This window comes from Bradyrhizobium sp. CCBAU 53421 (assembly GCF_015291625.1).
Taxonomy (GTDB): Bacteria; Pseudomonadota; Alphaproteobacteria; order Rhizobiales; family Xanthobacteraceae; genus Bradyrhizobium.
The window spans coordinates 2,053,535-2,071,721 of record NZ_CP030047.1 but is presented as its reverse complement, the minus strand read 5'-3'; the positions used below and the strand labels follow the sequence as shown (position 1 = coordinate 2,071,721).

General features: G+C 65.7%; 20 protein-coding genes. 8 read left to right on the top strand and 12 right to left on the bottom strand.

What is annotated here, in order from left to right; translation table 11 throughout:
• The first annotated feature begins 41 nt into the window (after window positions 1-41).
• Both XH92_RS09800 and XH92_RS09795 read left to right on the top strand, forming a co-directional pair.
• Entirely contained in the window at window positions 42-455 is a 414-nt protein-coding gene (locus XH92_RS09800) for a TadE/TadG family type IV pilus assembly protein (protein ID WP_194459032.1), read from the top strand.
• A 1-nt stretch (window position 456) separates the two neighbouring features.
• A complete protein-coding gene (locus tag XH92_RS09795) occupies window positions 457-2,115 on the top strand; it encodes a pilus assembly protein TadG-related protein (protein ID WP_194459031.1) in 1,659 nt (552 codons plus the stop codon).
• Here XH92_RS09795 and XH92_RS09790 read toward each other — a convergent pair.
• Entirely contained in the window at window positions 2,112-2,339 is a 228-nt protein-coding gene (locus XH92_RS09790; protein WP_194461720.1) for a hypothetical protein, read from the bottom strand. The genes XH92_RS09795 and XH92_RS09790 overlap by 4 nt on opposite strands.
• Here XH92_RS09790 and XH92_RS09785 point away from each other — a divergent pair.
• On the top strand, window positions 2,332-2,523 hold the full coding sequence (locus XH92_RS09785; protein WP_246788355.1) for a hypothetical protein: 192 nt from the start codon (window positions 2,332-2,334) through the stop codon (window positions 2,521-2,523). The two genes, XH92_RS09790 and XH92_RS09785, sit on opposite strands and share 8 nt — an antisense overlap.
• Before the next feature lie 205 nt (window positions 2,524-2,728).
• Here the strand turns inward: XH92_RS09785 and XH92_RS09780 are convergent, their stop codons facing one another.
• Complete coding sequence (locus XH92_RS09780) at window positions 2,729-2,914, bottom strand: hypothetical protein (RefSeq protein ID WP_097672975.1); 186 nt, start codon at window positions 2,912-2,914, stop codon at window positions 2,729-2,731.
• A gap of 120 nt (window positions 2,915-3,034) precedes the next feature.
• On the opposite strand from XH92_RS09780, the gene hemE reads away from it, so the two are divergent.
• Window positions 3,035-4,078, top strand: a complete 1,044-nt coding sequence (gene hemE / locus XH92_RS09775) for a uroporphyrinogen decarboxylase (protein WP_194459030.1) — start codon at window positions 3,035-3,037, stop codon at window positions 4,076-4,078.
• A 164-nt stretch (window positions 4,079-4,242) separates the two neighbouring features.
• On the opposite strand, the gene XH92_RS09770 is transcribed toward hemE, so the two are convergent.
• From XH92_RS09770 to XH92_RS09745, 6 genes are all read right to left on the bottom strand, one after another.
• Window positions 4,243-5,871: a GMC family oxidoreductase gene (locus XH92_RS09770; RefSeq protein ID WP_194459029.1), complete on the bottom strand. Its 1,629-nt coding sequence runs from the start codon at window positions 5,869-5,871 to the stop codon at window positions 4,243-4,245.
• Window positions 5,872-6,045: 174 nt separating this feature from the next.
• Window positions 6,046-6,855 carry a GntR family transcriptional regulator gene (locus tag XH92_RS09765; protein WP_194459028.1) on the bottom strand — a complete coding sequence of 270 codons (810 nt, stop codon included), beginning with the start codon at window positions 6,853-6,855 and terminating at the stop codon, window positions 6,046-6,048.
• A 127-nt stretch (window positions 6,856-6,982) separates the two neighbouring features.
• Window positions 6,983-7,312 (bottom strand): 2Fe-2S iron-sulfur cluster-binding protein, encoded by a 330-nt coding sequence (locus XH92_RS09760; RefSeq protein ID WP_050401690.1) that lies wholly within the window; start codon window positions 7,310-7,312, stop codon window positions 6,983-6,985.
• A gap of 12 nt (window positions 7,313-7,324) precedes the next feature.
• Window positions 7,325-7,621: a ferredoxin gene (locus tag XH92_RS09755; RefSeq protein WP_194459027.1), complete on the bottom strand. Its 297-nt coding sequence runs from the start codon at window positions 7,619-7,621 to the stop codon at window positions 7,325-7,327.
• A gap of 3 nt (window positions 7,622-7,624) precedes the next feature.
• Complete coding sequence (locus XH92_RS09750; RefSeq protein ID WP_194459026.1) at window positions 7,625-7,969, bottom strand: 2Fe-2S iron-sulfur cluster-binding protein; 345 nt, start codon at window positions 7,967-7,969, stop codon at window positions 7,625-7,627.
• Window positions 7,970-7,990: 21 nt separating this feature from the next.
• The gene (locus XH92_RS09745; RefSeq protein ID WP_194459025.1) at window positions 7,991-8,758 is read right to left on the bottom strand and encodes a TenA family transcriptional regulator; all 768 of its coding nucleotides are present in this window, start codon (window positions 8,756-8,758) and stop codon (window positions 7,991-7,993) included.
• A gap of 308 nt (window positions 8,759-9,066) precedes the next feature.
• Here XH92_RS09745 and XH92_RS09740 point away from each other — a divergent pair, with 308 nt between their 5' ends.
• Genes XH92_RS09740 through XH92_RS09730 form a run of 3 tightly spaced genes read left to right on the top strand, consistent with a single transcriptional unit; the run spans window position 9,067 to window position 12,637 of the window.
• Window positions 9,067-10,608: a hypothetical protein gene (locus tag XH92_RS09740; RefSeq protein WP_194459024.1), complete on the top strand. Its 1,542-nt coding sequence runs from the start codon at window positions 9,067-9,069 to the stop codon at window positions 10,606-10,608.
• 10 nt (window positions 10,609-10,618) lie between these two features.
• The gene (locus tag XH92_RS09735; RefSeq protein ID WP_210345545.1) at window positions 10,619-12,124 is read left to right on the top strand and encodes an aldehyde dehydrogenase family protein; all 1,506 of its coding nucleotides are present in this window, start codon (window positions 10,619-10,621) and stop codon (window positions 12,122-12,124) included.
• A 39-nt stretch (window positions 12,125-12,163) separates the two neighbouring features.
• Window positions 12,164-12,637, top strand: coding sequence for a heme-binding protein (locus XH92_RS09730; RefSeq protein ID WP_194459023.1), 474 nt, complete (start codon window positions 12,164-12,166; stop codon window positions 12,635-12,637).
• A gap of 40 nt (window positions 12,638-12,677) precedes the next feature.
• Here XH92_RS09730 and XH92_RS09725 read toward each other — a convergent pair whose 3' ends face one another.
• Window positions 12,678-13,034 carry a VOC family protein gene (locus tag XH92_RS09725; protein ID WP_246788354.1) on the bottom strand — a complete coding sequence of 119 codons (357 nt, stop codon included), beginning with the start codon at window positions 13,032-13,034 and terminating at the stop codon, window positions 12,678-12,680.
• Between the two features lie 151 nt (window positions 13,035-13,185).
• Here XH92_RS09725 and XH92_RS09720 point away from each other — a divergent pair, with 151 nt between their 5' ends.
• The gene (locus XH92_RS09720; protein ID WP_194459022.1) at window positions 13,186-15,147 is read left to right on the top strand and encodes a bifunctional diguanylate cyclase/phosphodiesterase; all 1,962 of its coding nucleotides are present in this window, start codon (window positions 13,186-13,188) and stop codon (window positions 15,145-15,147) included.
• A gap of 21 nt (window positions 15,148-15,168) precedes the next feature.
• Here the strand turns inward: XH92_RS09720 and XH92_RS09715 are convergent, their stop codons facing one another.
• The 3 genes from XH92_RS09715 to XH92_RS09705 are packed head-to-tail and all read right to left on the bottom strand — an operon-like array spanning window position 15,169 to window position 17,966.
• Entirely contained in the window at window positions 15,169-16,149 is a 981-nt protein-coding gene (locus XH92_RS09715) for a PDR/VanB family oxidoreductase (RefSeq protein ID WP_194459021.1), read from the bottom strand.
• A gap of 12 nt (window positions 16,150-16,161) precedes the next feature.
• The gene (locus XH92_RS09710) at window positions 16,162-16,908 is read right to left on the bottom strand and encodes a GntR family transcriptional regulator (protein WP_194459020.1); all 747 of its coding nucleotides are present in this window, start codon (window positions 16,906-16,908) and stop codon (window positions 16,162-16,164) included.
• Between the two features lie 8 nt (window positions 16,909-16,916).
• Window positions 16,917-17,966, bottom strand: a complete 1,050-nt coding sequence (locus XH92_RS09705; protein ID WP_194459019.1) for an aromatic ring-hydroxylating dioxygenase subunit alpha — start codon at window positions 17,964-17,966, stop codon at window positions 16,917-16,919.
• Window positions 17,967-18,187: the final 221 nt, after the last annotated feature.

Below are 18,187 nucleotides of genomic sequence, written 5' to 3'. Positions count from 1 at the left end.
CTCGCAACGTGGCGGCGTAGTTTGCGTTTCGAGGTAATGCCATGACCAGGTTCTTTCGCTGTCGCAGCGGCGCTTCTGCCGTCGAATTTGCGTTGATGCTGCCGCTGTTTCTTGCCTTCATTTTCGGCATCATCGTATTCGGTTCGTATCTCGCGATGGTGCATGGCGTTCAGCAACTCGCCGCCGAAGCGGCGCGGTCGTCGATTGCCGGAATGACCGACACCGAGCGCAACAGCCTCGCGACCAATTACGTCACCGCGAACGCATCGACCTATCCGCTGCTGGTCGCCAGCAATCTCACCGTCAACGCCGCGCCGTCCCCCTCGAACGCCAACGTCTACGTCGTGACGGTCAACTACAACGCGGCCGGCAACTTCATCTACAAGCTGCCTTTCGTCCCGGCGCCTGCGAGCACCATCGTCCGCTCGGCGGCGATCCAGTACGGGGGATTCTAGGATGAGCGGCATCCTCATGCTGATGCGGCGCTTCGGCGCCGACGAACGAGGAAACTTCGCGATGATCTCGGCCGGCCTGATGACGCTCGTGATCGGGTGCGCCGGGCTTGCCATCGATCTCGGCACGATCTTCGCCGACCGGCGCAAGACCCAGAGCACCGCCGACCTCGCCGCGATCGTCGCCGCCGCCAATCTGAGCAATCCGGTCAACGCCGCGACCGCAACGGTGACGCAGAACAACTACCCGGCCAGCGCGCTGGTCAAGGTCGAGACGGGGACCTACACCGCAAGCAGCGCGATCGCGCCGCAGGCCCGGTTCGTGACCCCGGCGGTCGGCATTCCCAACGCCGCGCGCGTCACGCTCACGACCAAGACCCCGCTCTATTTCGCGCGCTATCTGACCGGCGCGAGCAGCTTCAACATCACGACCACCGCCACCGCGACATCGACCGAAATGGCGTCGTTCGAGATCGGCTCGCGGCTGCTCTCGGTCAACGGCGGCGTGCTCAACGCGCTGCTCGGCTCGATGCTCGGCACCACGCTGTCGCTCTCGGTGATGGACTACAATGCGCTGATCAGCGCCAAGATCGACGCCCTCGACTTCCTGTCGGCGCTGGCAACCCGGATCAACCTGACCGGCGTCACCTACAGCGACCTGTTGAGCAGCAACGTCAAGGTCGGCGACCTCATGGCAGCCGCGCTGACCACGCAGCAGATCACCAACGGCGCGGGCGCCGCGACGACCGCGCTGTCGACGATCTCCCAGGCCGTCACCGGCTCCTCGACCAAGGTTTCGCCGGGCACCCTGATCGACCTCGGCCCCTTCGCCAACCTGACGGTCGGCCAGAAACCCAAGGTCGGGGCCAGCGTCTCGGTGTTCGACCTCATCAACACGGTGGCGCAGATCGCCAACGGCAGCAATCAGATCGCGACCTCGGTCAATTTAGGGCTGCCCGGCATCGCCAACGTGTCCGTGATCGCGACGATCGGCGAGCGCCCGGTCGGCTCGAGCTGGATCGCGATGGGCACCCAGGGCGTGAGCGTCCATACCGCGCAGACCAGGATCCTGGCGACAATCAATGTTCTCGGCTCCGGCAGCATCGCGTCGATCAATCTGCCGGTCTATGTCGAGGTCGCCTCGGGGACCGCGACGCTCAATGCGGTGTCCTGCGGCCATCCGAACATCAACACCTCGCAGGTCACGATCGGTGTGACGCCGGGGATCGTGGACGCCTGGATCGGCAACGTCACGGCTGCCGACATGACCAATTTCACGACCAAGCCCAATCCGCCACCGGCGACGCTGGTCACTCTGTTAGGCATCACCGTCACCGGCCGCGCTCATGCCGGCATGGGCAACACTACGCCGACCAATGTCAATTTCAGCTACAGCGACATCCAGTCGGGAACCAAGAAGACGGTGACGACGACCAACTTCCTGTCGTCGCTGACGGCCAGCCTGCTCGGTGATCTCTCGCTCAGCATCGCTGGCGTTCCGCTCCCGGGATTGGGCGCGCTGGTGATGAGCATCCTCAACGCCGTGACGAGCCCGATCGATCAGGTGCTGGCGACCCTGCTCTCGACGCTCGGCATCGGGCTCGGTCAGGTCGACGTCTGGGTGCTGGGCATCCGTTGCGACGGCGCGGTACTGGTGAACTAGAGCATGATCCGGAAAAGTGTGTAGCGGTTTTCCGGAACGATCATGCTCAAAACAAAGAGATAGAGCATGATCCAGGGAACGATCGCGACGGGCATCACATCGGGGTAGGAGACTGCCGTGAGTGCCACAATAAGAAGATACAAGATCGACAGCCAACGAACCGTCCTGATGAAGCGCGGAACGATCTTCTTCCGCAACGCCAGCATCGGATGCGTCGTGCTCAACATCTCGACCGGCGGCGCCGGGCTGGCCGTGGAAAGCGACGTCGCAATTCCGTTCGCATTCGATCTCGAGATCGAGAGCGAACCGATCCGGCGGCACTGCATTCTGGCCTGGCGCCTGGAGCGCAGGCTTGGCGTGACCTTTGAATTCGACCGGATGCAGCGCCCCGAAGCCGGTCCGGTCTAGCCTTCCATCACGATATGCGGGCGGCTTCGCTGATCGAGGCCGCCCGCAAGCATGTCAGGGGTGCAACGTCAGCCACAGCATCACGGCGATTGCTACCGCGACGATCGCGCCCCGCACCACGGGCGCGGTGCGCTACGCGGCGAGTCGTTCCTCGCATGATTGAACTCATTTCGCATCGTGGTTAGCAACCGCTGGGATATACCAGCTAATTGTCCCGATTGCCGTCGTGCTTGGTCGGCGCGGGCTGCGTGACGCTGACCGGGTCGGAGGCCGGGAAGGTATCCTCCAGTCCCTCCTTCAACCGGGAGCGCGCCTTGCGGTCGGCAGCCTGCGCCTCGTGCGGCTTCTCGGCATGCTTGTCATGCGGGGCAGGATCGAATTTCTCGGCCATGTCGTCCCTCCATTCCCGGAAACAACGCGCCCGCGCAAAGGGGGGTTCCAGAACCGCCTTGGCCCATTGCGCCGCAGCGTGTATCAGGGGCCAAATTTGACCGTGACCAGGAACTTTCGCGTGCCCCAGGATCCCACCAAGAAGCTCATCGACCTCCTGTCGGGCCACCGGCAAGCCGTACCGCCGCTCTGGATGATGCGGCAGGCCGGCCGCTATCTTCCGGAATATCGCGAGCTGCGCGCCAAGGCCGGCGGCTTTCTCGATCTCTGCTTCACGCCCGAATTCGCCACCGAGGTCACGCTGCAGCCGATCCGCAGGTTCAACTTCGACGCCGCGATCATCTTCTCCGACATCCTGGTGATCCCCTACGCGCTCGGCCGTTCGGTGCGCTTCGAGGCCGGCGAAGGGCCGCGGCTCGATCCGCTGGCAACGCCCGGCGAGATCGCGACGCTGGCAACCGAGGCCAATTTCGACCAGCTCGAGCCGGTGTTCGAGGCGCTGCGCCGCGTCCGGCGCGAGCTTGCGCCCGAGATCGCGCTGATCGGCTTCTGCGGCGCGCCGTGGACGGTCGCGACCTACATGGTGGCCGGACAGGGCACGCCGGACCAGGCCCCCGCGCGGATGCTCGCCTACCGCCATCCGGACGCCTTCGCCAGGATCATCGATGTCCTGGTCGAGAACTCGATCCACTACCTGGTCGGCCAGCTCAAGGCCGGCGCCGACTGCCTGCAGATCTTCGACACCTGGGCCGGCGTGCTGCCGCCACGCGAGTTCGCCCGCTGGTCGATCGAGCCGACCCGGCGCATCGTTGCCGGCGTGCGCAAGCAGGTCCCTGGTGCCCGGATCATCGGCTTTCCGCGCGGCGCGGCCGGCATGCTGCCGGCCTATGTCGAGCAGACCGGCGTCGATGCCGTGTCGATCGACTGGGCCACCGAGCCGTCGATGATCCGCGAGCGGGTGCAGAGCCGCGTCGCCGTGCAGGGCAATCTCGATCCGCTGGCCCTGATTGCCGGCGGCGCCGCGCTCGATCGCGCGGTGGACGACGTGCTGGCGAACTTCGGCAAGGGGCGGCTGATCTTCAACCTCGGCCACGGCATCCTGCCGGAGACGCCGATCGCCCATGTCGAGCAGATGGTCGCACGGGTGCGCGCGTATAAGGGGTGATGTAGCCCGAGTTACGGACCTTTCACCGTCACCCGGAGGAGACCGCGCAGCGGTCGTCTCGAAGGGTCGACGGCCCGGGTCTGGCCGCGCGCCGATAGAGCGGGGCCGTCGACCCTTCGAGACGCGCTACGCGCTCCTCAGGGTGACGGACTCAACAGCGGCGGCTACCTCGCGTCCTCCAAAATCATGTCCGACGCCTTCTCCGCGATCATGATCGTCGGCGCGTTGGTGTTGCCCGACATCAGGTCCGGCATCACGGACGCGTCCACCACGCGCAGGCCCTCGATACCGCGCACCTTGAGCCTGTTGTCGACGACCGCGAGCGGATCGTTGCCCATCCGGCAGGTCGACGTCGGATGATAGACCGTGCTGCCGGTGCGGCGGCAGAACTCGAGCAGGTCGTCGTCGCTGACCACCTTGGCGCCGGGATCGACCTCCCCGACCGAGTATGATTTCAGCGCCGGCGCGGCCAGGATCTTGCGCAGGATGCGGATGCCGTCGATGAAGGCGCGGCGGTCGGTCTCGGTCGCCAGATAGTTGATGCGGATTTCCGGCGGCACGCCCGGGTCCGCGCTCCTGATCTTCAGCGAGCCGCGGCTCTCAGGACGCAACTGGCAGACCGAGGCGGTGAAGCCGGAGAACGGATGCAGCTTCTCGCCCATCTTGTCGGTCGAGAACGGCAGGAAGTGGATCTGGATGTCCGGCGACGCCAGCCGCGGGCTGGTCTTGAAGAACGCGCCCGACGTGCCGGCGGCGATCGTCAGCGGCCCCTTGCGCAGCGCCGCGTAGCGCAGCCCGGCCATGACGCGGCGCACCGGATTGTTGACGACGTCGTTCAGCGTCACGGTCTGCGCGCAACGCGTGACGATGCGCACCTGCATGTGATCCTGCAAATCGTTGCCGACGCCGGGCGCATCGAGCAGAACCTCGATGCCGTGCTGCTTCAACAGCTCGGCGGGGCCGACGCCGGAGAGCTGCAGCAATTGCGGCGAATTGTACGCGCCGCTCGACACCAGCACCTCCTTGCGCGCCTTGGCCGTGCGCAACTGGCCGTTCTGCCGGTACGCGACGCCGCTGGCGCGCTTGCCGTCGAACAGGACGCGCTGCGCCAGCGCCGACGTCTCGACATGCAGATTGCCGCGCGTCAGTGCCGGCCGCAGATAGGATCGCGCCGTCGAGGCGCGACGGCCGCGCCGCGTCGTTGTCTGGAAGAAGCCCGCGCCCTCCTGGGTCGCGCCGTTGAAATCCGGATTGGTCGGGATGCCGACCTCGGCCGCGGCATGCACGAAGGCTTCCGACAGCGGATCGTGATGCCGCCAGTCCGACACCGGCAGCGGACCGCCGGCGCCGTGATATTTGTCGGAGCCGCGCTGCTGATCCTCCGCCTTCCTGAAATACGGCAGGACGTCGTCGTAACCCCAGCCGGCGTTGCCGCGCTGCCGCCAGCGGTCATAGTCCTCGTGCTGGCCGCGCACATAGAGCAGGCCGTTGATCGAGCTGGAGCCGCCGAGCACTTTTCCGCGCGGCTGGAACACCTGCCGCCCGTTCAGGCCGGGCTCAGGCTCGGTCTGGTACATCCAGTTGACGGATTTTTCCTTGAACAGCTTGCCGTAGCCGAGCGGCACATGGATCCAGATGTTGGTGTCCTTCGGCCCGGCCTCGAGCAGCAGCACCGAATGCCTGCCGTCGGCGCTCAGGCGGTTGGCGAGCACGCAGCCGGCCGAGCCGGCGCCGACGATCACGTAATCATACTCGGCGACGTCGTTCGTCGACGCGCCATGATTGTTGTTCATTCGTTTCCCCCGGCCATGATGCGGCGCGGCCGGCAGAGTTGTGCCCCTGCCCAGCATTGGGAAGAGAGGTAGCGAGCGTGGCAGATGCGGTCAAGAAAGTTAGCTGACGATCCGGAGCGGTACCACCGGACCTTCGACCACGGCGTCGGCTGCCCGCAAATGCGACGGGCGCGTTCAGCTCTCCGCTTTTCGCCGCCGCGTGCCGGCGCGCTCCTGGTTCCGGCGCGTCGGCCTGGTCGTCGTCTGATCCACGCGGGAGCCGGACGGCAGGCCGTATTTCGCCGACGCCGCCTCCAGCGAGGTTTCCTCATCGGGCACATGGAGGCTCGAGAGAAAATCCGCGCCTGCCCGCATCACATGCTCGGCGGCAAGCGTCGCGGCGGCGCGCTCGTCGCCTGCTATGATGGCGCGCAGGATCGCGGCGTGCTCATCCCAGGTGCGCGCCTGGCGCACCGGATCGGTCGGCGAGAACAGCATCGCCGTGCGTTCGCGCAGCCGCTTGAGCAGATCCGCCAGCACGCGGTTGCGGCCGGCCTCCGCCAGTTCATGATGGAATTGCTGGTTGAGATCCGGCAACAGGTCGTAGCGCCGTCCCGCGACCGCCTCGTTGCCCTGCTTCAGGACCGCCGCGATCCGCTTGATGATGCTCTCTTCGCGGCGACGGGCGGCCAGGCGCGCGTTTTGTCCCTCGAGCAGCGCGCGGACTTCGACCGTCTCGCGCGCTTCCTCGTCGCTCATCGTGATGACCGAAGCACCGCGCCGCGCGGTCACCTCGACGAGCCCCTCCGACTCCAGCACGCGGATCGCCTCGCGCACGGGATTGCGGGAAACGCCGAGCTCATCGGCGAGGCGGCCCTCGACCAGGCGCTCGCCGGGCTTCAGCCGCCGGCTCAGGATCGCCTGCCGCAGCTCCTCGATGACCCTGCCGTGGAGGGAGAGGTAGTCGTCGCCGAGACGTTTGGAGCTTCCGAGCTTGCCTGCCATCAACTGACCTGTCCGGCCGCGCCTCGCTCAATGCATGGACACCGGAGGTCCAACGAGCTGCCAGAGTCCTGGCCGAATGACCGCTGCTCGGTATTTAGACCGCCGGCTGCATGCCATCAAGCCGCGCTCATTCGCCGTCAACAGCTACAGGTCGCGCCGCCGGCACCGCGGCTTTCGGCACCCACGACACGCTCACGCTGCCGGTGAGAAAGGTCTGGCACGCCATCCGATAGCCGGCGGCGAACTGCTCCTCGGTGAGGTGCTTCCGCTCCTTCGGCTTGATCGCATCGGTGTTCTCGATGCCTTTCTCGATCAGGCATTTGCAGGTTCCACACAGGCCGCCGCCGCATTTGAACGGAATGCCGCCCTGCTCGCGCAGCGAGACGCGCAGCAGATTGCTGTTCTCGGCGGCAGTGACGGTTTTGCCGCCATTGGTCAGAAACGTGACTTCGATCATCCCGCGATCCGCTCAGCGCTTGCGCAGCTTGGTGTCCATGTGACCGAACGTGACGAGGTGTTCGAGCTCGCTCAGCGCCCGCTCGGGCGTCTCGAACTTCTCGAGGAATTTCGAGGGCACCTCGTTCACGATCGGCGGCGACCAGGCCTCGTCGATCACCCTGACCTTGGTCTCCTCGACCAGCTCGGCAATCACGAAGGTCGCCTTCCTGATGCCGTAGAACAGGTAGTCATAAGCCGCGAGCGGCCGCAGGCCTCCGGTGATCTCGGTGCGAAACTGCCCCGGCTTGCTCGTCAGTATCACGTACATCGGTCACGTCCTCCCAACCGCGGCGCCGGCCGGCGCGACGACGTCGGCCAGCGGGGCTGCCTCCTGCGACAGTTCAACGTCATGCGTGAGCCAGAGCTGGCAGGCGAGGCGATATCCCTGCTCGATCCTGGCACCGAGGCGCTTCTTTTCCTTCCAGTTCGGCTCGGGCAAATGCTCGCCGCCCTTGATGATCAGCGACGCGCACTTCCCGCACTTCCCCATCCCGCAGCCGTAAAGGAAATTGGGATAGGGAAACTGGCGGATGCCGGCGCGGACGACGAGATTGGTGTTCTCCTTGACCTCGCCGACAAATGTCTCGCCGTTGCGGTGAAAGATGACGTTGGGCATCGCGCCGCTGCTCCCCGCGGCTCAGGCCTGCAACAGCACGCGTTCTTCGGCGGAGACGCCGCTGGCCAGATCGAGCTCCGCCAGCGGAATGTCGCCCGCGACATAGTCGTGGTACAGCGCGGTGGTGTAGAGCAGCCGCATCTGGGCGCCGATCTCGCAGATCTTGAGACAACGCTGCTGCAACTCGACCGTGTCGGCGTGCTCGAGCACGATCTGGTAGCCGCGCTCGCCGTGAATCTCGTCCGACACGATGTGAAGGTCGAAGAATTCGACTTCCTCGTCGGTGAATTTGTACTTCTCGCGCAGGGTCGGCGTCTGCTTGCGATAGATCGAGGGGACCTGCGATTCCAGACCGACCACGAGGCCGGCCACGGCGACGATCGGATCCTCGCGCATCGCGACCGAATAGCACCAGCTCTGCAGCCCGCGCGTCGTCGGCGTCATGTTGTCCGGGTTCTTGATGCGCGCCGCGGTCGTGCCGCAGGCCTCCGCGAAGCGGATCAGCAGGTCGGTGTGACGGTCGCCCCCGATCTCTTCCTCATACATGTTGGCGAGCAGGAAGTCCTTGGCCTCCTGGTACTGCTCCGGCATCCGCGCATAGATGTAGCCGAGGTAGTCGGCGAACGGACCGACATAGTGGTAGTGGTTCTCGGCCCAGCGCGCGAGATGCGCGCGGCTGAGCTTGCCGCTGGCCCAGGCGACGCTGAACGGGGCCTTGTTGGCGCTCTTTCCCTTGATGGCATTTTCGAGGGCCGCTCGAAATTCCACGTGATCCATCAGCTTCTGCATCGTGGCGCTCCTGTGCCGTGAAGAAATCGCCGTCCAGCAACGGGCCATGGGCGCATTCTGGCCGACAATTTCGGTATACTGTATACTAAATTGACCGCTGTCAACACCGAAACCCGGGTTCCCCTCCCGCCATCCCGCCCGGCAATCGCCGCGCCATATCGCCTTAAAATCAGGCACATTCCGCACAAAATGCGATCGTAGATGCCTTCCACCCCTCCGCGACGCACGGATCGATGGCTGCAATTTACGCTTGCCATATCGGAATACAGTATACATTATTCGTCACGTTAGAGGGGGAAGCAACAACCATGCAGCACGCTCCGATCGTCGCCGCACATTGGGTCTATTTGCTCGGCGTTGCCGTCATCGTTCTCACCATGATCTGGCGCGCCAACGTCGTGGTGCCGTCGGTGATCGCGACGCTGCTGGTCGCGCTTGCCTGGACACACAGCCCCGTCGCGGCACTCGCCAGCGTCTTCAACGCGAGCTTCACCGCGGCCAAGGAGCTGTTCAACATCTTCCTGGTGATCGCGCTGATGACGGCGCTATTGAACGCGCTCAAGGTGCTGCGCTCCGACATCCGCATGGTCGAGCCGTTCCGCGCCGTGATGAAGAGCGGACACACCGCCTACTTCGTGCTCGCCGCCATCACCTACGTGATCTCGCTGTTCTTCTGGCCGACACCGGCAGTGCCGCTGGTTTCCGCGGTGCTGCTGCCCGCGGCGATTGCGGCCGGCCTGTCGCCGCTCGGCGGCGCCATTGCGATCGCGCTCGCCGGACAAGGCATGGCGCTGTCGTCGGACTATGTGATCGGCGTTGCGCCCGGGATCAGCGCCAAGGCGGCTGGCGCTGCGGTCAGCGCCGCCACCGTCGCGGACCGCGCGCTGGTGCTGTCCCTCATCACCGGCGGCATCGCGTTGACGCTCGCCTATCTTTCGATCCGCAAGTCGATCACCAAGCCCGACGACCGGCTGCTGGAACGCTGGCAGGCGCGATCGAGCAATGGCGAATTGGCGCGGCTGGCGCAGGAAGGCACTTTCGACAAAGCGCAGATCGCGCGCGGCACTGCTGATGGCCAGCAGCCCTTCGCAACCCAGGCGCAGATTGACAAGGCGCTCGCCGGGGCGCCGGCGCGCCGCGAAGGCTGGTCGAAATTCTTCGCGGTTGCGACCCCGCTCGCCTTTCTCTGCGTCATCGCGGTGATGGTGCTGGCCAAGCTCGGCATCGGCCACGACCTCAAGGGCGGCGACGCCGCCGCACTGGTCGGCGGCGTTGCCGCGATGCTGATGATCTGCGCGTCCTTCGTCACCGACGAATTGCGCAAATTCCTCGACACCAGCGCCGACCACATCACCGAAGGCTTCGTCTTCGCATTCAAGGCGATGGGCTCCGTGCTGCCGATCGCGGGCTTCTTCTTTCTCGGCGCCGAGCCGGGCCTTTCCGCGCCGATCCTCGGGGTGCCCACGGCCCAGGCGCCGAGCCTGCTGTTCGAGCTGATCCAGACCGCGCAGGCCTGGATACCGGGCAACGAGTTCTTCGTCGCCTTCGGCATCCTGATATCAGGCATGATCACCGGCATCGACGGCTCCGGCTTTGCCGGCCTGCCGCTGACCGGCTCACTGTCGGGCGCGCTGGCGCCGTCGGTCGGGCTGGATCCGGCGACGCTCGCCGCGATCGGCCAGATGGGCGCGGTGTGGACCGGCGGCGGCACCCTGGTGGCCTGGTCGTCGCTGATCGCAGTGGCCGGCTTCGCGCGCGTCCCGGTCTTCCAGATCGTGCGGACCGCGATGATCCCCGTATTGACCGGGCTCGCGGTGTCGACCGTCTGCGCCGTCCTGATCTGGCATTGAGGAGAATCCCGTGACGATAGCTGAAACGACCGCACACAAGATGTCCTTCTCCACGGAGGGCAACGCAGGGATCGAGGAATTTCCGAACCTGATCGCCGGCGAGCGGATCGCAAGTGCCTCCGGCAGACTGTTCGCGAACATCAATCCCGCCGACACCAGCGACCTGGTCGGACGCTTCCAGCAATCGACCGCCGCCGATGCGCAAGCGGCCGTCAATGCCGCGGCCGCCGCGTTCGCAGGCTGGAAGCGGACCCCGATCACCAAGCGCGCCGCCATCCTGAACCGGGCCGCCGATCATCTCGAGGCCCGCGCCGATCAAATCGCGCGGGAGATGACGCGCGAAATGGGCAAATCGCTCGGCCTCGCGCGCGACGAGGTGCTGCGCTCGGCCCAGACCCTGCGGTTCTATGCCGTCGAGGGACAGTCGCTGACCGGCGAGGTGTTTCCGAACGACGATGCGGACATGACGGTCTATACGTTGCGCGAGCCGCTCGGCGTCGTGTCGGTGATCACGCCCTGGAATTTTCCGATTTCGATCCCGGCGCGCAAGATCGCGCCGGCCCTCATCACCGGCAATACGGTGGTGTTCAAGCCGTCGTCCGATGCGCCGCTCAGCGGCTATCGCCTGGCGGAGGCGCTGATCGCGGCAGGCTTGCCGTACGGTGCGCTCAACTACATCACCGGCAAGGCCGGCGAAATCGGGCCTGATATCACCGAGCCGCCGGTCATCCGCGCGATTTCCTTCACCGGATCGACGTCCGCCGGCGAACAGATTTGCCGCGCGGTCAGCTTCGTGACCCGGACGCAGATGGAGCTCGGCGGCAAGAACCCGCTGATCGTCATGGACGACGCCGACCTCGATCTGGCGGTCGATCTGACCGTCAAGGGCGGCCTGTCGCTGGCCGGCCAGGCCTGCACCGGCACCAGTCGCGTCCTGGTCATGAAGCAGGTGCGCGCCGAGTTCACAGCAAAGCTGCTCGCCAAGGTCAAGGCGATCAAGATCGGCAGCGGCCTCACCAGCGGTATGGAGATGGGGCCGCTGGCGACCGCCAGGCAGCTCGAAACCGTGCTGCGCTATGTCGCAATCGGGAAGAAGGAGGCGACGCATCTCTGTGGCGGCGACCGGCTCACCGGTGCAGCCTATGACGGCGGATACTTCGTCTCACCCGCGGTCTTCACCGACGTGACCCAGGACATGACAATCGCGCGCGAGGAGATCTTCGGCCCGGTCATCGCGATCATCGAGGTCGACAGCTATACTGATGCGATCGCCAAGGCCAATGCCAGCGAGTACGGCCTGTCGGCCGCGATCGTGACGCGCAGCCCGCGCGCGATGCATGATTTCGCCAATGACATCCAGTCGGGCACGGTCAAGATCAACCGCACGACCACGGGCAATCTGATCAACGCGCCGTTCGGCGGATTGAAACGGTCGAGCACCTCGACCTTCCGCGAGTCCGGCCGCACTGGCCTCGAATTCTACACCCAGATCAAGACGGTCTACCGCGGCACCTGAGCTGCGGCCGACCGCCCACTCCAATCCCGGAAGATAGCGATGAGACAGTCGTTCAAACTCGAACTTGCCGAAGCCCGCCACATGATCGCCGCCGCGATCCGCAAATCCGCCGAGATCGGCGTTGCGGAGACGGTCTGTGTGACCGACGAGGGCGGCTATCCGCTGGCGCTGGAGCGGATGGATGGCGCGCGGGTCACCGGCCCGCAGATCGCCTGGAACAAGGCGTTCACGGCGGCCGGACACAAGCGCTCCACCCATTTGTTCAACCAGCCGCCGAACGGACCTGCCCTGCCCGGCAACGAAGCCTTCGGCATCCAGTGGAGTTTCGACGGAAAATTTGCCGTGTTCGTCGGCGGCTTTCCGATCGTCGTGGACGATGAGGTTGTCGGCGGCATCGGACTCAGCGGCGGCAATGGCGAGCAGGACACCCAATGCGGCGTCGCCGCGCTGCAGGCCTTGCAGGAATTGCTACGCGGCCATCGCGTGCTGGTCGCGGCCGATATCAAGAAGTGACAGGGCTCGCCGGCAGTGACGAAGGGGTAGGTTTCGAGCGTCAGCGGTCTCGGCCGAGCCGCGCGCAGGCGGCGGCGCCGCCCTTGCGCAACACAAGGCTGTGATGACAGGCCTCCTCGACACCGCGGAAATACAGCGCATCACCCTCCTCCGCGGTCAGGATCAGCCCGATCACCTCCTCGTAGAACCGCCGGCTCGCCGCGAAATCACGGACATCAAGAACGAGGTGGCCGGCCCGCGTGATCCGAAACCCGGGATCGTGGTTCGTGGTCGGCAAGCTCATGTGCACCTTCTGGTTTTTCCGTTCGCGGGAACCCAACTCATTGCGAAAAACCGGCAGGCGATCAAGCAGTGCGGATCGGCAATCCCCGCCGGTTGGTGACGTCGCATCACGCATTTGTATCGATTTGTTAGCAATGCCTGCCGGCGGAACCGAAACGTGAGCCCGGTGTGACACGGTCCGTTCCAATAGTTCATAGTTTGTCAAAGGTTTGCAGAGAATTCTTCGCCGCTGCGCCATCGCCAAACCGCGCAGGCAACGTATTGAGATGCGTATCGATCTCAGATCATATTTCGCGGCCCTGTTCGCGGGTGACCTCGCGGCCTTCGGCGCACCACCGACGGACGAAGCGCTTGCCGGCCATATCCGCGCCGAGCAGGTTTCGCTCGTGCTCGGCTATTCCTTCGGCATCATGCTGGCCAACGCCTGCAACGCGCTGGTGCTCGCGGCTGCACTGTGGCAATCGCCGGACTGGGCCTTCGCGCTGGTGTGGGCTGCCGCCGTAAGCAGCGCGGCGCTGTTCTTCGGCCTGCAGGCGCGCGCATCGCGCCGCGTCGCCAAGCCGCAATTCGTGTCGCGGCGAACCATGTACCGGCTGGTGCGCAACGCGCTGGCGCTCGGCGCCGCCTGGGGTGTCGTCCCGGTTGCCTTCTTCGCCGGCGCTTCGAGCGGCGCACAACTCGTGATCACCTGTCTCTGCGCCGGCATGCTGGCCGGCGGCGCCTTCGCCTTCTCCACCATCCCGATCGCCGCGATCGCCTTCACCGCGCCGATCTTTCTCGGCACCGCGATCTGCCTCGGCCGGGACGGCGACTTCATCTATCTGCTGATGGCCGTCCTCGTCCTGGTCTACGGCTCCGTGCTGCTGCGCGGCGTGTTCCTCAACGCATTCGAGTTCAGGCGCCGCATCATCGCCCAGCACGAGGCCGAACGGACGGTGCGGCAGGATCCTTTGACGCATCTGCCGAACCGCGTCGCCTTCAACGAACAGCTCAATGGCGCGCTGAGCCGGCTGGCCCGCTCGGGCGAGGAATTCGCGGTGCTGCTGCTCGACCTCGATCGCCTCAAGGAGATCAACGACAGGTTCGGCCATCCGGCAGGCGACGAGCTCCTGGTGCAGCTTGCGGCCCGTTTGCAGCGCTGCACGCGCGCGGCCGAGCACGTCGCGCGGATCGGCAGCGACGAATTCGCGCTGATCATGTCCAATCTGACGCGGCCCGAGGATGCGCTGGCGATCGCCGAGCGGTTCGTCGCAGCGTTCGCCGAGCCATTCCCGGTCGACGGGTTCGAGATCAGCAGCGCAATCAGCATCGGCATCGTGCTCGCGCCGCGCGACGGCAATACGTCCCACGATCTGCTCAAGCATGTCGACATCGCGCTCTACCGGGCGAAGAAGTCCGGCCCCGGCACCATCTGCTTCTTCGAGGCCAGCGACGACCAGTCGGCGCGCGACCGCCGCGCCCTGCAGCGCGACCTCGAACAGGCCATCGAGGCGGATCAGCTGTTTCTGGTCTACCAGCCGTTCCTCGACATCCGCAAAGGCCGCGTCACCGGCTTCGAGGCGCTGCTCCGCTGGCAGCATCCGACGCGCGGCCTGATCCCGCCAAGCGTCTTCATTCCGATCGCCGAGGAGAGCGGACTGATCCACCAGCTCGGCGAGTGGGTGATCCGCCATGCCTGCGCGATGCTGTCGCGCTGGCCTGATGACATCAGGATCGCGGTGAATTTCTCCGCGGTCCAGTTCCAGAACGTCGGTATCCTGCAGACCATCGTCGAGGCGCTCGCCGAGGCCAATGTCGCGCCGAACCGGCTCGAGATCGAGATCACCGAGTCGATGCTGATCTCGAAATACGGCTCGGCGCCCGCGATCCTCAACGGGTTGCTCGAGCTCGGCCTGACGGTTGCGCTCGACGATTTCGGCACCGGCTTCTCGTCGCTGACCTATCTGCGCAAGCTGCCGTTCAGCCGCATCAAGATCGATCAATCCTTCATCCGGGATATGCTGACCCAGCCGGATTGCGCCGCCATCGTCAAATCGGTGATCGGCCTCGCGCAGGACCTGCAGATCGGCGTCGTGGCCGAAGGCGTCGAGACCGCCGACCAGCTCGAATATCTGCGCCAGACCAGCTGCGACGAGGTGCAGGGCTACCTGATCGGCCGGCCGATGTCGGGCAGCGAGATCACTGCCCTGCTCGACCGCAATCCGCAGCACTCGGTGCACGCGGCGTAGCCTTGATCGAGCACCCGTGCGTCAAAGCGCGTCGGCGCGATGCAGGGTATCCACCGTGATGGTGCCGCGGGCGCGCGAAACGCACGCGCAGATCTTGCGGCTCTCCTGCTTCTGGTGGTCGCTGAAGAAGACGTCGCGATGGTCGATTTCGCCGTCGACGGCGACCACGTCGAGCGCGCAGACGCCGCACTCGCCGCGCCGGCAGTCGCTCATCACCTCATGGCCGGCCTCGTTGAGCACGTCCAGCATCGAGCGGTCGCGCGGGATCACGAACTCGGTCCCCTCACCCCTGAGCCGCACGCGGAACGCCTCGGTCGGCAACAGTCCGCTCGATCCGAAGGTCTCGTAGCGCAGATCAGTCAGCGGGCGGCCTGACGCCTCCCAGGCACGCCGCGCCGCATCCAGCATCCGCATCGGGCCGCAGAACAGCGCCATCGTATCCTGTGGCAAGCCGGCGAAGACACCGTCGAGGTCGAGCCGCCTGCCCTCGTCGCCGGCATGGACGACGAGACGCTCGCCGAGCAGGCGCTCGAGCGTCTCGAGATAGGCCGCATCGCTGCGCGCGCGCACCGCATAGTGCAGCGTCACACCAGCGTCGCGGCGGACCAGCGCCTGCGCCGCGCCGACGATCGGCGTGATACCGATGCCGCCCGCGATCAGGCAGAAATGCCGCCGCGTCCAGTCGAGCTGCACCAGCGAAGCGGGCTGCGTGATGTTGAGCCGCGCGCCCGGCGCGAGCGACCACATATAGCGCGAGCCGCCGCGGGAATCCGCCGCGTGCCGCACCGCGATCCGGAAACCTTGCGGGTCAGCCTCGCCGACCAGCGAATAGGAACGGGTCTGCGGCTGACCATCGATGGTGACGCCGACATCGATATGGCTGCCGACCGGATAAGGCGCGCCGGTGAAATCGTCCGGCCGCAGCAGGAATTCGCGGATGCCGGGCGCAAGGTCGCGCACGGCAAGCAGCGTGGCCGTTGTCCAGGTTTCGATGAATCGCATGGCGCGCTCCGTTCAGCCGGCCGTGACCAGCGCCAGCGCCGGCAGCAGATCGAGGTGCGTGCGGTTGCGTAGCGCCAGCCGGAGATTGCGTGCCGCAAGCCTTGCATGCTCGCGCATGATCGCTTCGGCACGCGCGCCCTCGCGGTTCTCGATGGCGTCGACCACCACGCGATGATGGTCCTGCGCGATCAGCAGGATCTGGCGCGCCTCGGGCAGCGCCGATTGCGCCATCACGAAGCCGCTCGGCGAGGCGAACGGCAGCGCCGAAGCGCGATCGATCTGCCGGATCAGCGGCGGGCTGCGCGACAGCTCGGTGAGCAGCGCGTGGAACCGCGCATTGAGCGCGACGTAGGACGAAAACGCTTCGACCGAGATCGGGTCCTGTCGCACCAGGCCGTCGATCTCGTCGAGGCATTGCTTCAGCGGCTCGAGATCGCGCGACGAGACGCCGCGCTCGGCGGCAAAGCGCGCGGCAAGGCCCTCCAGCGTGCCGCGCAGCTCGATCGAGTCGAGAATGTCGCGCTCGGAAAACGCCTTGACCATGAAGCCGCCGGACGGGATCGCCTCCAGCAGGCCTTCCTCCTCCAGCCGGACCAGCGCCATCCGCACCGGCGTGCGCGACACGGCGGTGATCTCGACCGCTTGCAGCTCCGAGATGCGCTCGCCCGGCCGCAGCCGGCCCGAGAGAACCAGGTCGCGCAGCGCGAGCTGCGCCCGCACGGTCTGCGACACTGAGCGATCGGTTTCGCGTTCCGCCATGACCCGGCCTACTCCGCCGCCTGCAACTGCTGCGGCGGATTTTCCTTCGCCACCATGCGGTCGATGACGCGCCGCGCCCACATCGCACCGGCATCGATGTTGAGGTTGTAGAACACGCGGTCCGGATTCTCGTCCATCGCGCGCTGTTGCGCTTCCAGGATGATCTCGTCCTCGTGGAAGATGCCGGCGACGCCGTCGCGGATTTCGCTGGTGAGGCGCTGCTCGGTGATGCGGTGATTGCGGACGAAGGCCCAGAAGTAGTGACAGGTCTTCTCGGTCTCCGGCGTGATGGTGTTGAGCACATAGCCGTTGACGCCCTGCGAGCGATCGCCCTCCGGCGCGCCGGATCCGGCCGGCGCGACGCCGACGTCGATATTGACGGTGCACGGCGCCTCGAAGCGGATGATCTGCCAGCGATCGACCGGGCCCGGCCTCTCGAGCTGCTTCGCCCAGAACGGCGGCGCCTCGATGCCTTTCATCCAGCGCGTCACGGTGACGGTCTTCTCGCCATGGGTGACGTCGAACGGCGCTTCGGCGACGGCATCATTGCCGATGCTCGAGCCGTGCACGAAGGTCTCGTGGGTCAGGTCCATCAGATTGTCGACCACGAGGCGGTAGTCGCATTTGACGTGAATGGTCTTGCCGTCGCCGGCCCAGGCCGGATCGTGATTCCAGTGCATGTCGGGCACCAGCGCGGGATCGGCCAGCGCAGGATCGCCCATCCACAGCCAGATGAAGCGATGACGCTCGACCACCGGATAGGCGCGCACGCAGGCCGACGGATTGATGGTCTCCTGCGAGGGCATGAAGGTGCAGCGGCCCTGCGCGTTGTATTTCAGGCCGTGATAGCCGCAGACCACGGTGTCGCCGTCGAGCCGGCCCTTGGAGAGCGGCACGAGGCGATGCCAGCAGGCATCCTCGAGCGCTACCACCTCGCCGTCGCCCTTCCGGTACATCACGACATGCCTGCCGCAGATCGTCCGCGGCAACAGCGCGTGCTTGATCTCGGCATCCCAGCCGGCCGCGTACCACGCGTTCATTGGAAAGGGTTTTGGCATTGGTCGCCCTCTTGGGGTCGTTTCGGATACTTCATGTATACATAATTGCACATAAAATGGCAAATAGAGGTAACATAGTAATTGTATTCGACATTGAAGTATACAGATAGTCGCCGTCCAGCCGATAGGAGCTCTACCTGCGCATTCCGCACGCATGGCGTCTCGTCCCGCGCTTCTCGCAGCGAAGGCGAGTGAGGCTCACCGAGGATTGACGGATGTGA

Coding starts and splice junctions, on each gene's coding strand:
- XH92_RS09800 (WP_194459032.1), top strand. CDS start 42: ATGACCAGGTTCTTTCGCTGTCGCAGCGGCGCTTCTGCCGTCGAATTT.
- XH92_RS09795 (WP_194459031.1), top strand. CDS start 457: ATGAGCGGCATCCTCATGCTGATGCGGCGCTTCGGCGCCGACGAACGA.
- XH92_RS09780 (WP_097672975.1), bottom strand. CDS start 2,914: ATGGCCGAGAAATTCGATCCTGCCCCGCATGACAAGCATGCCGAGAAG.
- XH92_RS09770 (WP_194459029.1), bottom strand. CDS start 5,871: ATGAACAACAATCATGGCGCGTCGACGAACGACGTCGCCGAGTATGAT.
- XH92_RS09765 (WP_194459028.1), bottom strand. CDS start 6,855: ATGGCAGGCAAGCTCGGAAGCTCCAAACGTCTCGGCGACGACTACCTC.
- XH92_RS09760 (WP_050401690.1), bottom strand. CDS start 7,312: ATGATCGAAGTCACGTTTCTGACCAATGGCGGCAAAACCGTCACTGCC.
- XH92_RS09755 (WP_194459027.1), bottom strand. CDS start 7,621: ATGTACGTGATACTGACGAGCAAGCCGGGGCAGTTTCGCACCGAGATC.
- XH92_RS09750 (WP_194459026.1), bottom strand. CDS start 7,969: ATGCCCAACGTCATCTTTCACCGCAACGGCGAGACATTTGTCGGCGAG.
- XH92_RS09745 (WP_194459025.1), bottom strand. CDS start 8,758: ATGCAGAAGCTGATGGATCACGTGGAATTTCGAGCGGCCCTCGAAAAT.
- XH92_RS09740 (WP_194459024.1), top strand. CDS start 9,067: ATGCAGCACGCTCCGATCGTCGCCGCACATTGGGTCTATTTGCTCGGC.
- XH92_RS09730 (WP_194459023.1), top strand. CDS start 12,164: ATGAGACAGTCGTTCAAACTCGAACTTGCCGAAGCCCGCCACATGATC.
- XH92_RS09725 (WP_246788354.1), bottom strand. CDS start 13,034: ATGCGTGATGCGACGTCACCAACCGGCGGGGATTGCCGATCCGCACTG.
- XH92_RS09720 (WP_194459022.1), top strand. CDS start 13,186: ATGCGTATCGATCTCAGATCATATTTCGCGGCCCTGTTCGCGGGTGAC.
- XH92_RS09715 (WP_194459021.1), bottom strand. CDS start 16,149: ATGCGATTCATCGAAACCTGGACAACGGCCACGCTGCTTGCCGTGCGC.
- XH92_RS09710 (WP_194459020.1), bottom strand. CDS start 16,908: ATGGCGGAACGCGAAACCGATCGCTCAGTGTCGCAGACCGTGCGGGCG.
- XH92_RS09705 (WP_194459019.1), bottom strand. CDS start 17,966: ATGCCAAAACCCTTTCCAATGAACGCGTGGTACGCGGCCGGCTGGGAT.